Source organism: Rhizobium rhizogenes NBRC 13257, from assembly GCF_000696095.1.
Classification (GTDB): Bacteria; Pseudomonadota; Alphaproteobacteria; order Rhizobiales; family Rhizobiaceae; genus Rhizobium; species Rhizobium rhizogenes.
Genome location: NZ_BAYX01000001.1, coordinates 107,381 through 121,030, shown reverse-complemented (window position 1 = coordinate 121,030; position 13,650 = coordinate 107,381). Strand labels below are relative to the sequence as shown.

14 protein-coding genes are annotated in these 13,650 nt (G+C 60.6%); 7 read left to right on the top strand and 7 right to left on the bottom strand.

From position 1 onward, the window contains the following. Nucleotides 1–33: 33 nt before the first annotated feature. Complete coding sequence (locus RRH01S_RS00560; protein ID WP_012651961.1) at nucleotides 34–603, bottom strand: GNAT family N-acetyltransferase; 570 nt, start codon at nucleotides 601–603, stop codon at nucleotides 34–36. A gap of 306 nt (nucleotides 604–909) precedes the next feature. On the opposite strand from RRH01S_RS00560, the gene RRH01S_RS00555 reads away from it, so the two are divergent. Continuing rightward, the gene (locus tag RRH01S_RS00555) at nucleotides 910–1,899 is read left to right on the top strand and encodes a glutathione S-transferase family protein (RefSeq protein WP_034517844.1); all 990 of its coding nucleotides are present in this window, start codon (nucleotides 910–912) and stop codon (nucleotides 1,897–1,899) included. 11 nt (nucleotides 1,900–1,910) lie between these two features. On the opposite strand, the gene RRH01S_RS00550 is transcribed toward RRH01S_RS00555, so the two are convergent. Then, nucleotides 1,911–2,402: an NUDIX domain-containing protein gene (locus tag RRH01S_RS00550; protein ID WP_012651963.1), complete on the bottom strand. Its 492-nt coding sequence runs from the start codon at nucleotides 2,400–2,402 to the stop codon at nucleotides 1,911–1,913. Between the two features lie 68 nt (nucleotides 2,403–2,470). Here RRH01S_RS00550 and RRH01S_RS00545 point away from each other — a divergent pair, with 68 nt between their 5' ends. The 5 genes from RRH01S_RS00545 (at nucleotide 2,471) to RRH01S_RS00525 (ending at nucleotide 5,930) form a co-directional block, all read left to right on the top strand. After that, entirely contained in the window at nucleotides 2,471–3,388 is a 918-nt protein-coding gene (locus tag RRH01S_RS00545; protein ID WP_080515861.1) for a metallophosphoesterase family protein, read from the top strand. A 128-nt stretch (nucleotides 3,389–3,516) separates the two neighbouring features. After that, entirely contained in the window at nucleotides 3,517–4,050 is a 534-nt protein-coding gene (locus RRH01S_RS00540; RefSeq protein WP_374188742.1) for a hypothetical protein, read from the top strand. A 213-nt stretch (nucleotides 4,051–4,263) separates the two neighbouring features. Next, nucleotides 4,264–4,779, top strand: coding sequence for an RNA polymerase sigma factor (locus tag RRH01S_RS00535; protein WP_012651966.1), 516 nt, complete (start codon nucleotides 4,264–4,266; stop codon nucleotides 4,777–4,779). Nucleotides 4,780–4,799: 20 nt separating this feature from the next. Next, entirely contained in the window at nucleotides 4,800–5,618 is an 819-nt protein-coding gene (locus RRH01S_RS00530) for an anti-sigma factor family protein (protein ID WP_012651967.1), read from the top strand. 114 nt (nucleotides 5,619–5,732) lie between these two features. Continuing rightward, a complete protein-coding gene (locus tag RRH01S_RS00525) occupies nucleotides 5,733–5,930 on the top strand; it encodes a hypothetical protein (RefSeq protein ID WP_007692482.1) in 198 nt (65 codons plus the stop codon). Between the two features lie 59 nt (nucleotides 5,931–5,989). On the opposite strand, the gene RRH01S_RS00520 is transcribed toward RRH01S_RS00525, so the two are convergent. Next, nucleotides 5,990–6,394 carry a hypothetical protein gene (locus RRH01S_RS00520; protein ID WP_012651968.1) on the bottom strand — a complete coding sequence of 135 codons (405 nt, stop codon included), beginning with the start codon at nucleotides 6,392–6,394 and terminating at the stop codon, nucleotides 5,990–5,992. A 364-nt stretch (nucleotides 6,395–6,758) separates the two neighbouring features. Between RRH01S_RS00520 and RRH01S_RS00515 the strand changes: the two genes are divergently transcribed. Beyond that, the gene (locus RRH01S_RS00515) at nucleotides 6,759–8,606 is read left to right on the top strand and encodes an ABC transporter ATP-binding protein (RefSeq protein ID WP_037218675.1); all 1,848 of its coding nucleotides are present in this window, start codon (nucleotides 6,759–6,761) and stop codon (nucleotides 8,604–8,606) included. Nucleotides 8,607–8,674: 68 nt separating this feature from the next. On the opposite strand, the gene leuA is transcribed toward RRH01S_RS00515, so the two are convergent. From leuA to RRH01S_RS00495, 4 genes are all read right to left on the bottom strand, one after another. Further along, nucleotides 8,675–10,387 (bottom strand): 2-isopropylmalate synthase, encoded by a 1,713-nt coding sequence (leuA, locus tag RRH01S_RS00510; RefSeq protein ID WP_012651970.1) that lies wholly within the window; start codon nucleotides 10,385–10,387, stop codon nucleotides 8,675–8,677. A 329-nt stretch (nucleotides 10,388–10,716) separates the two neighbouring features. Continuing rightward, nucleotides 10,717–11,940 (bottom strand): benzoate/H(+) symporter BenE family transporter, encoded by a 1,224-nt coding sequence (locus RRH01S_RS00505; RefSeq protein WP_051696758.1) that lies wholly within the window; start codon nucleotides 11,938–11,940, stop codon nucleotides 10,717–10,719. Nucleotides 11,941–12,005: 65 nt separating this feature from the next. Beyond that, nucleotides 12,006–12,488: a transcription elongation factor GreA gene (gene greA / locus RRH01S_RS00500; RefSeq protein ID WP_012651972.1), complete on the bottom strand. Its 483-nt coding sequence runs from the start codon at nucleotides 12,486–12,488 to the stop codon at nucleotides 12,006–12,008. Between the two features lie 157 nt (nucleotides 12,489–12,645). Further along, nucleotides 12,646–13,602: an MYG1 family protein gene (locus RRH01S_RS00495; protein WP_042469642.1), complete on the bottom strand. Its 957-nt coding sequence runs from the start codon at nucleotides 13,600–13,602 to the stop codon at nucleotides 12,646–12,648. Nucleotides 13,603–13,650: the final 48 nt, after the last annotated feature.

Below are 13,650 nucleotides of genomic sequence, written 5' to 3'. Positions count from 1 at the left end.
AGCGGTTGGCCGGATCTGTGGAAATCGTTGCGTTTAGACCGCGATCGCCACCGGCGGCAGATCTTCGTCGTCAATGTCCTCGGCAATGACGGCCGATACGGCGCCATCATGCCAGGCAATCGTGCCCTTCAGCCGCTCATGCGTGTCAGCGGCGAGCGGCACGACGAGCACCCGGCCCGGATCGACCGGCCCCGGAAATGCCAGCGCATTATAGGCGACCTTTTCGAAGCCGAGCGGGCCGTAATAGGGCGGATCGCCGACCAGGATGACGGCTTCCGACCCCTTGCGCCTGGCGGCCTCGATCGCGATCCGCACCAGTTCCCGGCCGATGCCCCGGTTCTTGTGCGACGGGCGGACGGCGAGCGGTCCGAGCAGATGCCCCTTGACCGAGCCGGCAAACACCGGCGTCATCCGGACGGAGGCGATCGTCTCGCCGTCGTCGGCGCAGATAAAGGAAAGCGAGCGGTCATGCGGCCCCTGCTCGCGAATCCGCGCTGCTGCGCGGGCGAACCGGCCGGGACCGAATGCTTCTTCGTTGATGAGTTCGATGACAGCGTCGTGCGACGCATCCTCAGTGAGGTAGACCAGATCGTGCTTGTACATTAGACCAAAGAAACCAGATAGACAGACGGGATGGTTCTCGAAAACGCTTTTCGAGCGTTCGGGATCATCGGCGTCGTCGCAGGCTTCTGGTTGCTTTCATGACAAGTGGTCCTCAAAGTGTGACAAGCCGGATAGCAGGAAATTTTCGGTTCGTCCAATGCAAAATGTAGGCGACCGTTTGTTGGTGGATGATCCTGTCGGGATGATGACGTGACGCAGTGTTCATCGTTTATCGCCTCGAAATTCCGCTCGCATGCCGTATCTTCCGGATCAAGTTTTCGACAGGATCTCCGAAAGGATGGAGCAATGGGCATGTTGGTTGACGGCGTCTGGCATGACGTCTGGTACGATACGAAGGAAACCAAGGGCCATTTCAAGCGCGCCGCCTCGCAGTTCCGCAACTGGGTCACCGCCGATGGCACACCAGGTCCGAGCGGTACGGGCGGCTTCAAGGCCGAGGCCGGACGCTACCATCTCTACGTCTCGCTCGCCTGCCCCTGGGCGCACCGCACATTGATCTTCCGCAAGTTGAAGAAGCTCGAGGACCTGATCTCCGTTTCCATCGTCGATCCGCTGATGCTGGAAAATGGCTGGGAATTCAAAGGCAAGGATGGTGGCACGGTCGATCATCTCTTCGGCGCAAAGGCGCTCTGGGAAATCTACGTCGGGGCAGATCCGCACTATTCCGGCCGCGTCACCGTTCCCGTCCTCTGGGACAAGCAGACTGGTACGATCGTCAACAATGAGTCCGCCGAGATCATCCGCATGTTCAACAGCGCCTTCGATGGCCTGACCGGTTCGAAGGACGATTTCTACCCGACGGACCTCAGAGCCGAAATCGATGCGCTAAACGAGGTCATCTACGACACGGTCAACAACGGCGTTTACAAATCTGGCTTCGCCGGCACACAGGAAGCTTACCAGCAGAATGTGCTGCGCCTGTTCGAAACCCTCGACATGCTCGATACGCGCCTGGAGTCAAACCGCTATCTCCTGGGCGACCGGCTGACCGAGGCCGACTGGCGGCTTTTCACCACACTCGTCCGCTTCGACGCCGTCTATGTCGGCCATTTCAAATGCAACATCCGCCGCATCGAGGATTATCGCAACCTGCCAGCCTACCTGCGTGACCTCTATCAGGTCCCTGGGGTCGCCGAGACGACCAACCTTACGCATATCAAGGATCACTACTACCGCAGCCACCGAACGATCAATCCGACCGGCATCGTCCCCGCCGGTCCTGATCTGGATTTTGACCGCCCGCATGGGCGCGAAGGATTGGCGAAGGCGGCTTGAGGAACTGTGGACTACCAGTAATTCGACGGCGCCTCGCCACCTTCCAGCTCCTTCAGCCGCCGATACGTCGCCTTGGTCGTCCCCATCGGCAGGGCGTCGAGCGGAAAGAAGCCGCTTTCGACAATCTCGAGATCCGGCTTGCGCGGCACGGTCTGCTCGACTTGCACGCGGAAGAAGACGACATGGTCGCGCTTGCTGGTGCGGTTGTTGAGATAGACGTGGAAGAGCTGCGGCCTGCCCGATATCACCAGATTGCCTTCTTCCCGCAATTCCTTCGCCAGCGCCTGCTCCACCGTCTCATGACGCTCGACGCCGCCGCCGGGCATGTGCCAGCCGGCAATATAAGAATGCCGCACCAGGAATATCCGCCCCTCCTCATCGAAGCAGGCGGCCCGCACGCCCAGGGTCATGCTGCGGGTGAGCGTAAAATAGCTGTGGAGCATCCAACCAAGCAACCGTGCCCGCCAGTTGCGGGATTCGTCCGGAGCAGCGCCGTCGCTCATGCCGCAACCCCGCCGATGTGATCGGCCAGCGGCAAATGGATGTATTTGTTTTGACAATGGACTGGGCTATGTCTCAACCCATGTTCAAACTCGCGCATATTTCCGACGTTCATCTGGGTCCCTTGCCCCGGCTTTCGATCAGAGAACTCGCCTCCAAACGCATTACCGGATTTGTGAACTGGCACCGAAACCGGCGCAAGCATCTTTTCGGCGGCACCCTCGATCTTCTTCTGGACGATATCAGGGCGAAGCAGGCGGATCATCTCGCCGTAACCGGCGATCTCGTCAATCTCGGTAGCGGCATTGAGATCCGCACCGCCGCCGAATGGCTGAAGACCGTTGGCGACCCCGCCTTCACCTCCGTCGTTCCCGGCAACCACGATGCCTATGTGCCCGGCGCCTACGAGAAGGCCATGCGTGCCTGGTATCCCTATGTTCAGGGAGATCTTGCCCCGCCGGAGTGGCCGGAAGATCAGCACGTCTTTCCCTATCTTCGCATCCGCGACCGCGTCGCCCTGATCGGCTGCTCGACGGCGGTCGCCACGCCCCCCTTTGCAGCAAGTGGCTTTTTTTCCGCCCGGCAGGCGCGCGAGACGGTGAACATGCTGCGCGCCGCCGGCGAGGCCGGCCTCTTTCGCGTGGTGATGATCCACCATCCGCCGATCCGCGGCGCCACCAGCTTCTACAAGCGCATGATCGGCATCCGCCGCTTTGCCGCCGTGATCTCCACCGGCGGCGCCGAGCTGGTCCTGCACGGCCACACCCATCTGAACACGCTGCATTGGTTGAATGGCCCGACCGGCCCGGTGCCCGTCGTCGGCATCGCGTCCGCTTCGCAAGGCCCCGGCGGGTTGAAGCCGGCCGCCGCCTATAATCTCTTCACCATCGCCGGCCATCCGGGCGCGTGGGAGCTCAAGGCCGAACGCTTCAGCCTCAATGCCCATGGCGATGGCGTGGAGACCCAGGGCGTTGACGTCCTGGCGTAATAAAGGTGGTATTTTATGAAAGCGAAGCTATCGTTTCGGTAGCGTTTTCGAATATCCGGAGCTACAATCCACCCAGGTGATTTCGGGAGGATGATATGGGCTTTCGCGTCGCGACGAAGAATTCCGCCATGACGGCGCTTGCCGCTGTGTTTCTGCTCGGCACCAGCCTGCAAGCCTTCGCCGCCGGCTCGGAGAGCGACGAGACCGCGCCGCCGCCGAAGACCAAGACGACCACCCAATGCAAGGACGGCGAAGTCTGGGACAAGGACAAGAAGAAGTGCGTGAAACCGCGGAAAAGCGGCTTCAACGACGACAAGCTTTTCCAGGCCGCGCGCGAGTTCGCCTATGCCGGCCAATATGACAACGCCATCACCGTTCTGAAGCTCGCCAGAAACCAGGACGATCCCCGCATTCTCAACTATCTCGGCTATTCCAACCGCAAGGCCGGCCGCATGGAACTCGGCACGAGCTACTACCGAAAAGCCTTGCAGCGGGACGAGAACTATATCCTCGCGCGCTCCTACATGGGTCAGGCCTTGCTTGAACAGGGCGACGTCCAGGCAGCACGCGTGCAGCTCGTCGAAATTCGCGATCGCGGTGGCGAAAACAGCTGGGCCTATCGCTCGCTGCAGCAATCGCTGAAAGGTCAGATCACCTATTGAGATGGCGATGGGGCATCGTCTTTCTCAAGATCGTGTGAGACCGTGAAGAGGAAGTGTTCAACCGCTTTTTGAAGACTTGCGAAACGGCAGGAAAATGGTTCATACCAACACGGAACGATCCTTCGGCTCACACAGCTTTTTCACTAAGAAAAGCTGTCTTTTGCCGCAAGGCGTCCACAACACGACAAACCTCGACAGCTCCCTGGAAAGACAATGCCGACGCCGGTAGTAGCCATCGATATCAGACGCGATCTGGTCGGCCTTCTCCCGAAGCTCCGGCGCTTCGCCGTGACATTGACCGGCGACCTGACCGAGGCGGATGAGCTGGTGCAGAGCGTCTGTCAGCGCGGTATTGCCAAATTCCATCTCTGGAACAATGACGGCCGGCTGGAAAGCTGGCTGTACACCATGGCCCGCCATCAATGGGTCGACGAGGCACGGCGCCACCGCCTGCGGTCCGTCACCAAGGGCAGCGCCCTGGAGCAAGGCGAACTTGCGGCACCGGACACGCATGTTAATCCGGTCGAAGCGAGCGAAGCGCACCGAATGGTCACATCTTTGCCCGAAGGACTTGCCAGTGTCTTCCTGCTCGTCGATATCGAAGGGCACAGCTACAAGCAGACGGCCGATATTCTCGGCATCCCCCTGTCTACGGTGGCGTCGCGGCTTTCCAGCGCCCGCCTTCACCTTGCCGCCCAGGGACACAGTCGTTCGCCGCGAAGGTTTTAGCATTGCAGGACATGAAGAAAATGCCGCTCGAAGCCCGCTTGTCCGCCTTTATGGACGGCGAGACGAGCCGTGAGGAGAAGGACGAGCTGGAGCGGCTCATCGCCTCGGATCCGGAAGCGCGACGGATTTTCGACGAGCTGAGGCATGGCTCCGATGTCGGCCGCAAGGCTTTCGAGGAAGTGCTGAAGGAGCCCGTGCCGCTGGCGCTGGTGCGCTCCATCAAGAGCGCGCAGGCCCCGAAGGCGCGTGAGCCCGCTCCCCGGCTTTCCCGACCGTCCCTCAAGCTTGCTCCAACCGGACGCCAGGCGCTCGCCGCCGCCCTCATCCTCTTCGTCGTCGGCGGCGGCATTGGCTATCTTCTTGGTGTCCTGCCGCCCAGCGCGCCCCCAGCTCCCCCGGTCTCCTCGGCACAGAGCCGCACCTGGCTCGACGACATCGCCGCCTACCACCGCATCTATTCGCGCCAGCCGCACCATGTCGTCGAAGTGCAGGCGACCGAAGCCGACGAGATCAGCAAATGGCTGACAAGCACGGTCGGCGTGAAGTTCAACGTGCCGGATCTTGCCGCCGACGGACTGGTCTTCCAGGGCGCACGCATGTTCATCGCCGACGGCAAGCCCGCCGGCCAGTTGATCTACAAGAACCTCGATGGTGACATCATCGCCATCTGTTTCACGAAAGATGACGGCGTCGCGGACAACGGCAATCTCGATGAAACGATCAAGGACGATGTGAGCATCGTATCCTGGCATCGCAACGGCACCGCCTATGCCGTCGTCGGCCCCTCCTCCGACGCAATGCTCGACGAGATCGCCAACCGCGTCTCGACGGAAATCTGAGCTGGCGGCTGGCCGAAGTCCTGGCTTGCGGCCTTGCCCCAGTGGGAGGATACTGTTTGTCAGCCAATCGCACCCGTAGGGATCACCCAACGGATGCCTCCCTGGAGATCGACCATGTCCGACATCTTTCTGACTATCCCGGAGATTGACGAGCGTATTGCGGTCATCAGGGGCAACCTGCGCGAACTGATCGAGCAAGCCGCCGCCTATTCCGGCGCAGCGGACGAGGAACGGGCATCGGAACGCATCGCCGATCAGGAAGAAGAGCTCGAACGCCTGATCAAGCGTCGCGACGAGCTTTCCAAGACTTAAATCCTGAACACTGAGAGACGGGAGTAACAGACTACCCATTCGCGTCTCTCATTACAGGATCAGTGAGACGGCGCAGGCGAAGCCGTCGTCGCAGTTTGCTCGCCGGTAAAGATGATGACAGCGAACAGCAGTACGCCGATGAAAGTGACGATCGACGCCACGGCCACCACCGGCTCCATGGCCATATTGCCGAGCAGCATGAAATAGAGCGACGGCACCATCACCGCGACGCCCGCCGTGTAGACGTAATATTGGATCATCGCCAGCCGCCTTTCCGCCTTTCGTGGGTTCAGCGCATGATAACCGCCGAATATCGCCATGGTCACCCAGCCGAGAAGATTCGCATGTGCATGGGCGCCAATGACGCTGTGATCCTCGGTGATCGCCATATTGAGACCCATCCCGATTCCGATGATCAGGAATATAATCGCCGTCTTGAAGTATAGATTGGCAATACGTGGCATGATTTCCCCCATGAGTTTGTTGGATCTCAAAAATATCACACGTACGCATTTCCGAAAATACAGATTTAAAGATCACCATCAGGGGTGTTTTCTTTAAAAATTCCAATCTTTACATGTACTGCTGAGTTAACGAGCAGTACTGACGTCAATAGTGGATGAGAGCACCCGCGCCGATGGCACGAGCCAGAAAACCCTACTGACATCGCCGCCGTCATGCGCTATACAACCACCAAGCGACTTTCAGAGGAGAGCACTTTGATGAGACCCCACGGTACAGGAAACCACCGCTGAAAAGCAGTGCCGTGAAAGGCTGCTTGCTCAGCCCATCCGTCAAATTGCCATCTCTCGCCCCTGGAGGGCACTCATGTTTCGTCGCTTCGAAAAGCTCGTCGATCCATTCCAGCACTATGACGACCTGACCCCGCAGCCGGACGCCTGGCTGTATCTCAAAAGCAATCTGCATCCCTTCCGTTTCGTCATGACCATGAGCCTTGCGCTCACCGTTATCGGCGCGGCGATCGAAGTCTGGCTGATCGGCTATACCAGCCAGCTCGTCGATATTCTGGCAGCCGCCCGCCCGGATCAGCTATGGGCATCCCACGGCCCCGGCTTACTTGCCGCTGCCGCGCTCATTCTCATCGGGCGGCCGATTGCCGGCTATCTCCGGGAAAGCCTCGACGACATCGCATTCCGCCCGAACGCCGAGACATTGGTCCGTTGGCGAGCCCATCGCCATGTGCTCAGACAATCGGTGGGTTGGTTCCGCCAGGATTTTTCCGGACGTATCGCTGCCCAAGTGCGCGATATCGGCAACTCCGCCACCGGAGCAGCCTATGCGGTGCTGCATACGCTGTCCTTCGTCATCATCTATGTCGCCGGCTCGCTCTGGCTTATGGCCTCGATCGATCTGCGTCTTACCTGGCCGCTGCTCATCTGGGTCGTCTGCTATTTGAGCTTGATGGCCTTCGTCATCCCCAAGCTGCGCAAGGCATCCGAAGAGTTCCAGGGCGCCTATGCCTCCCTGACCGGCATGCTGGTCGATACCTATGCCAATATCGACATCATCAAGCTCTTCGCCAATGCGGCCGAGGAAGATCGTGAAGGACGGGAGCGTTTCGCGGCAGCCCGCGAGACGTTCGTACGGGTCCAGAAGCTCGAGGTCATGGTCAATTCCAGCATGCTGTTCCTTGGCAGCTTTCTGATCGTCGGGCTGGTCGGTTATGCCGTCATCCTGTGGCAGAGCGGCAGCGCGCCGCTTGGCCTCATCGCCGCCTCCCTCGCCTTGAGCTTTCGCATCACCGGCATGGCCGAATGGATGCTCGATGCGGTATCGTCGCTGTTCAGCCATCTCGGCGCGATGCGGCAATCGCTGCTGACCGTAGCGCAACCACTCGCCATTGCGGATGAACCCGGTGCTCGCGAGCTTGTCATCAACAACGGCGAGATCACCTTCCGAGACGTGACACACCACTACGGCAAGGGCAATGGCGGCCTGAACGGTGTCTCGCTGGGGATAGCGCCAGGCGAAAAGGTCGGCGTTGTCGGTCGTTCCGGCACCGGCAAGTCGACGCTCGTCAATCTGCTGCTGCGGTTCTTCGATCCCGAAGCTGGCGCCATCGAAATCGACGGACAGGATATCCGCAGCGTCGTCCAGGAAAGCCTGCGCCGGCAGATCGCCATGGTGAACCAGGATGCCGCCCTGCTCCACCGCTCCATTCGAGACAACATCGCCCATGGAGACCCGCGCTTTTCGGAGAGCGCGATTGCAGCGGCACTCGACAAGGCGGCCGCGAGCGGATTCGTCGCCACCCTGCGAGACCACGAAGGCCGCACCGGCTACGATGCACATGTCGGCGAGCGCGGCGTCCAGCTTTCAGGCGGACAGAGGCAGCGCATCGCGCTTGCCCGCGCCATCCTGAAGGACGCGCCGATCCTCGTGCTCGACGAGGCTACATCCGCTCTGGATTCGGAGGTGGAGGCTGTCATCCAGGATACGCTCTATCGCGTCATGGAGGGCAAGACGGTGATTGCCATCGCCCATCGCCTCTCGACCATCGCTCGCATGGATCGCATCGTCGTTCTCGACCAAGGGAGGATCGTCGAGAATGGCACGCATGGCGAACTGCTCAGTCGAAACGGCATTTACGCCGCTCTCTGGGCACGCCAGTCCGGCGGCTTCATCGGCGACGACGATCCGGCCGTGGCTGAATAGGCGGAAACAAAAATCCCCTCGATCATATCGAGGGGATTTTGTCTTCACTGGACTTGAGCGGCTGAAATTCAACCCTTCTTCGCCTTGATATCGAGCACGCGGTTCGCCGCCGAGACGATCGCCTCGAGGGAAGCGGCGACGATGTTGGTGTTGATGCCGGCACCGAAGAGCTTGCCGCCCGGATAGGAGGTCTCGACATAGGAGATCGCTGCGGCGTTCGAGCCGTGGTGCAGCGAATGCTCGGAATAGTCCTCGACCGTCATCTGAATGCCGAGATAGATCGAGAGAGCATTGATGAAGCCGTCGATCGGACCGTTGCCACGGCCTTCGATGCGCTTCACTTCGCCCTTGTCGGTGATCTCGGCGGCGACGATGCGCTGGCCCTTGTGCTCGGGATCGGCAAAGGTGTGGTGATCGACGAAGCGGATGCGACCATTAGGCTGTGTCACGTAGCGCTCGATGAAGTGCTCGTAGATCCGCTTAGCCGGCAGTTCCTTGCCTTCTTCATCGGTGATCCGCTGGATCTCCTCGCGATATTCCACCTGCAGGTTGCGCGGCAGGTTGAGGCCGTAATCCTGCTGCATGATGTAGGCGATGCCGCCCTTGCCCGACTGCGAGTTAATGCGGATGATCGCCTCGTAGGAGCGGCCGACGTCCTGCGGATCGATCGGCAGATACGGCACTTCCCAGACGGGATGATTGGCGACCTTCGACGCCTTCATGCCCTTGTTGATCGCATCCTGATGGGAGCCGGAAAAGGCGGTGTAGACCAGTTCGCCGACGTAAGGATGACGCTCGCCGATTGCCATCTGGTTGGAATATTCGAAGACGTCCTTCATCCGTTCGATGTTGGAGCAATCCAGCTCCGGATCGACGCCTTGCGTGAACATGTTCAGCGCCATGGTGACGACATCGACATTGCCGGTGCGCTCGCCATTGCCGAACAGCGTGCCTTCGACGCGGTCGGCGCCGGCCAGGAGTGCCAGCTCGGCGGCGGCGATGCCGGTGCCGCGGTCATTATGCGGATGCAGCGAGATCAGCAGGTTCTCGCGATTATCGAGATTGCGGCACATCCATTCGATCTGGTCGGCATAGATGTTCGGCGTCGCCATTTCGACCGTGGACGGCAGGTTGATGATCAGCTTGTTGTCCGGCGTCGGCTTCACCACCTCGATGACGGCGTTGCAGATTTCCAGCGCCACTTCCAGCTCGGTGCCGGTAAAGCTTTCCGGCGAATATTCGAAACGGTAGCCGCCGCCTGCCTTGGCCGCCATATCGGTGATCATCTTGGCCGCATCGACGGCGATCTGCTTGATGCCCTGCACATCCTTGGCGAACACCACGCGGCGCTGCAATTCGCTGGTGGAATTGTAGAAATGCACGATCGGCTTGTTGGCGCCTTCCAGCGATTCGAAGGTGCGGGTGATCAGCTCGGGCCGGCACTGCACCAGGACCTGCAACGAGACATCCTCCGGCACGTTGCCCTGCTCGATGCACCAGCGGGCGAAATCGAAGTCGGTCTGTGAGGCCGAGGGGAAACCGATCTCGATTTCCTTGAAGCCCATGTCCAGCAGCAGCTGGAACATGCGGGCCTTGCGGTCGTGACCCATCGGGTCGACCAGCGCCTGGTTGCCGTCGCGCAGATCCACGGAACACCAGATCGGCGCCTTGGTGATGGTCTTGGAAGGCCAGGTACGGTCGGGAATGTTGATCTGCGGGTAAGAGCGGTATTTTACCGCCGCTTCGGGCATGCCTTTGGGGGAATGGCTGTTCGCGTCCATGGTTTCGTCTCTTCCTTTCCCGTCATTTGCCCCGCGTATTAACCGATCATAGGCGGCTTGGCGATGACAAATGCGGACCCGCTAGGGGTATGCTGTCGATTTTGGGGATATGTCTCGAGGAGCGATGGCCGGGCGGGCTTTACGGCCGCCGAGCGCTCCTCAAAGGACCCGGCAACCGCGCGTAAGGCCGAGAAGAAGAAGCGAAGTGAGGGCGCGCGTATTGTCACGCAGGGCAATACGCCCACGTACAATCTGCTCGGAAATCTTTGCGCCAGTCGTCTTCATGACCGCGCTTATAACCGCGCGGCGGAAAGGAAGCAACCCCCTGCTTATCTTTTCAACACTTGCACCAAATGCGAGAGCGCCATCATCAACAAGCCGGCAATCAGGCCCCAGAAGGCGCCGGAAATCCCGGCGAAGGAAACGCCGGATGCCGTAACGAGAAAGGTCACCGCCGCCGCCTCGCGCGATTCTACTCTTTGAAAAGCGTTCATGGCCGAGTTGGACAGAGCGCCGACCAGCGCCAGCCCCGCGACCGCCTCGATCAGGACGGGCGGTGCCAGCGTCACGAAGGCGATGACGGCGCTCGCAAGCAATCCGAGGACGATATAGACGACGCCCGCAATGATAGCTGCCCAATAACGCCGCTTGGGATCGGCATGCGCGTCCTGCCCAGCGCACATGGCAGCGGTGACGGCGGCAAGATTGACGGCGTTGCCGCCAAAGGGCGCGCTCAGCAGCGAAAACAGGCCGGTGACGGCAAAGAGCGGACCGGGCTTCGGATCATAGTGATGCACCTTCAGCACCGCGATCCCCGGAATATTCTGCGACGCCATGGTGACGATGAACAGCGGCAGCGCAATGGAGACAAGCCCGGCGAGCGTGAAGACCGGCTTGACCAGCTCGACGCTTGGCAGCAGCGAATGCTCCAGCGACATCAGCGCTCCATCAGGTATGTTCACTCCGAACGTCAGCACCAGCGCAAAGGCGACCACCGCCGCCGGCACCGCCCAGAGCCGCTTGACCGCGCCGACCACGATCCAGGCAAGGACGATGGGCAGGCCGAGCAACGGATCGAAGGCGATCGCGTTGACCGGCGCAAAGCAGAGCCCGAGCAGCACACCGGCCAGCATGGCATTCGCCAGCGGCGCCGGGATGGCGGCAACGGCACGCCCTAGCGGCCGAAACAGGCCCGCAATCACGATCAGCACCGCGCAGACCAAAAACGCGCCCACCGCCGCCGGAAAACCACCCTCGATCGCCCCCGTACTGGCCAGCAACGCCGCCCCCGGCGTCGACCAGGCAATGCTGATCGGCATCTTCGTAACGCCACTGACCACAATGGCGCAAATACCCATCGAAACCGACAGCGCCATCAGCCCGGACGCCGCCTGCGCATCCGTCGCCCCGACCGCCTGCAGCCCATGCACGATGACGGCAAAGGAACTGGCAAAGCCGACAAAGGCGATGAGACAGCCCATGAACAGGCTTTGAAGGGAGAAATCTTTGAACATGGCGGTGGTAGAAGACTCGTAGAAGCGGGGGATGCGCATGGAGCATCTTAGACAGTGGTCATGCAAGTGCTGTTTTGGGGGAGAATGGCAGCCACTTGGACGTTCTATGCGATGGCAATGATTTCGAGTTCCTGATCGCCTACGCTCGCGACATCCCCAACCGATTTGCCCATCAGCAGCTTTGCCACCGGCGACACGAAGGAAATCGATCCGGTCTTGGGGTCCGCTTCGTCCTCTCCAACGATCCGATAGGTCTGTACACGCCCGTCGTCACGGCTGAAGGTTACTGTGCTTCCAAAGGCAACAATGTCGATCGAAGCAGGTGCAGGGATAGGCTGAGCCGTGCGAATTCTTTCTGCCAGGTAGCGCAGATCACGCAAGGGGCCGGCAGCCTGGCGCCGTCGTTCGTTCACATCTTCGATCGTACTCGCAGCAGCATAGGCCGCGCGCGCCTGCTGAAGCTGCAGCTCCAGAGCCTTCAATCCCGCTTCCGTCATAAGGTTCGGGTGCGGTGAGATCGGACGGTCAGGCAGCAGCGTTTCTGAAGCAGTTTCGAAACTCTCTTCCTTGGTGAAGGCAACGGCCAATCTCGAACTCCGTTTAGGCGTGGTGTGTTCCGACCGTGCGGGGCGATTGCCCCACGCGTTTATCAGAACCATGTATACGACGGGAATGGACGAACCGCCAATCCGGGGCCGGGCCGACACCCATCCGCTCGTCACGGGTGACGAGAATGGTGCGACTTCAGACGAGGGCCGCGTCGGCGGCTAACGTCTGCTCGATGGCGACAGCTTCCGTTACCGCCAACTCTGCCATGGCGAGAGCGGCTTCGCGGGTCTTGGCAGCAGCGATGAAGCGGCCATTGTGGCAAAAACTCGCCCCTTCGACGCCGGAAGCCGCCTCCAGATCGCCATTGGTCAGGCCGGCCCAGGCTGCAGGCAGATCGGCCCGCAACTCAAACCCCTGGTCTGCACGACGGATGCCGGTCAGGCACCAATCCTTGTCGCGCGGGTGAACGACAAACAGCAGGTGGTCGGCGCCCGCCTTCACGATGGCGGGTCGGAAGGGCATTCCCATCGGGAGTTCCAGGATGCGGCCCTCGCCTGTCTCCACGATTGCCTGATGCACCAGCGCCTCGGCACGCAATTTCGCAGCGCTCTGGCCAATCCTTGCCTCGACGAAACTGCGGGCAATGCCGAGCGCATTTTGGAAGCCGCGATCTTCGGCCTCCGGGTCGGTCTCATCGAAAACGGGTTTCAGAGTTTCCAGCAGGGCCGGCAGCATAAGCCCAGCCAACTGCCCGGCGACGGAGGGGCTCAGCGCACCATTGTCGACCAGGTCGACCGGCAGCACGAAACCGTTATCGAAAGAAGTGTGTAGCGCCTCGATATGCGCTTCCGGCAGGCCTGAGGCGCTGAGATAATCGCGGCCATAATGCTTCCAGATCAATCCGAACGAGCTGTACGGTTGACCATCGTCGCGCAACGGTGCGCCGCGCTGATGATGATCGTAGATCCGCTCTGCGGCATCATATTTTCCGCCGACATCGTAGATGATCCGGTCTGCGCCGGGCGTGATCCATTCCGGCGCCCTGCTGCGAATGATACGAGCCTGCGGGAAAAGCCGGGTCAGGATGACGCTGGACAGCAGTTCGTCGGCATGGAAGCCACCGGAATGGGTGACGAGGAAATCTGGGGTCATGCCGATATGCGCCTTGTTGTTCGCGGAAGGCCCGCTTGGGGTTGGCTC

Bases quoted from the DNA above. Each gene is read 5' to 3' on its own strand.
- RRH01S_RS00560 (WP_012651961.1), bottom strand. From the start codon at position 603: ATGTACAAGCACGATCTGGTCTACCTCACTGAGGATGCGTCGCACGAC.
- RRH01S_RS00555 (WP_034517844.1), top strand. From the start codon at position 910: ATGGGCATGTTGGTTGACGGCGTCTGGCATGACGTCTGGTACGATACG.
- RRH01S_RS00550 (WP_012651963.1), bottom strand. From the start codon at position 2,402: ATGAGCGACGGCGCTGCTCCGGACGAATCCCGCAACTGGCGGGCACGG.
- RRH01S_RS00545 (WP_080515861.1), top strand. From the start codon at position 2,471: ATGTCTCAACCCATGTTCAAACTCGCGCATATTTCCGACGTTCATCTG.
- RRH01S_RS00540 (WP_374188742.1), top strand. From the start codon at position 3,517: ATGACGGCGCTTGCCGCTGTGTTTCTGCTCGGCACCAGCCTGCAAGCC.
- RRH01S_RS00535 (WP_012651966.1), top strand. From the start codon at position 4,264: ATGCCGACGCCGGTAGTAGCCATCGATATCAGACGCGATCTGGTCGGC.
- RRH01S_RS00530 (WP_012651967.1), top strand. From the start codon at position 4,800: ATGCCGCTCGAAGCCCGCTTGTCCGCCTTTATGGACGGCGAGACGAGC.
- RRH01S_RS00525 (WP_007692482.1), top strand. From the start codon at position 5,733: ATGTCCGACATCTTTCTGACTATCCCGGAGATTGACGAGCGTATTGCG.
- RRH01S_RS00520 (WP_012651968.1), bottom strand. From the start codon at position 6,394: ATGCCACGTATTGCCAATCTATACTTCAAGACGGCGATTATATTCCTG.
- RRH01S_RS00515 (WP_037218675.1), top strand. From the start codon at position 6,759: ATGTTTCGTCGCTTCGAAAAGCTCGTCGATCCATTCCAGCACTATGAC.
- leuA (WP_012651970.1), bottom strand. From the start codon at position 10,387: ATGGACGCGAACAGCCATTCCCCCAAAGGCATGCCCGAAGCGGCGGTA.
- RRH01S_RS00505 (WP_051696758.1), bottom strand. From the start codon at position 11,940: ATGCGCATCCCCCGCTTCTACGAGTCTTCTACCACCGCCATGTTCAAA.
- RRH01S_RS00495 (WP_042469642.1), bottom strand. From the start codon at position 13,602: ATGACCCCAGATTTCCTCGTCACCCATTCCGGTGGCTTCCATGCCGAC.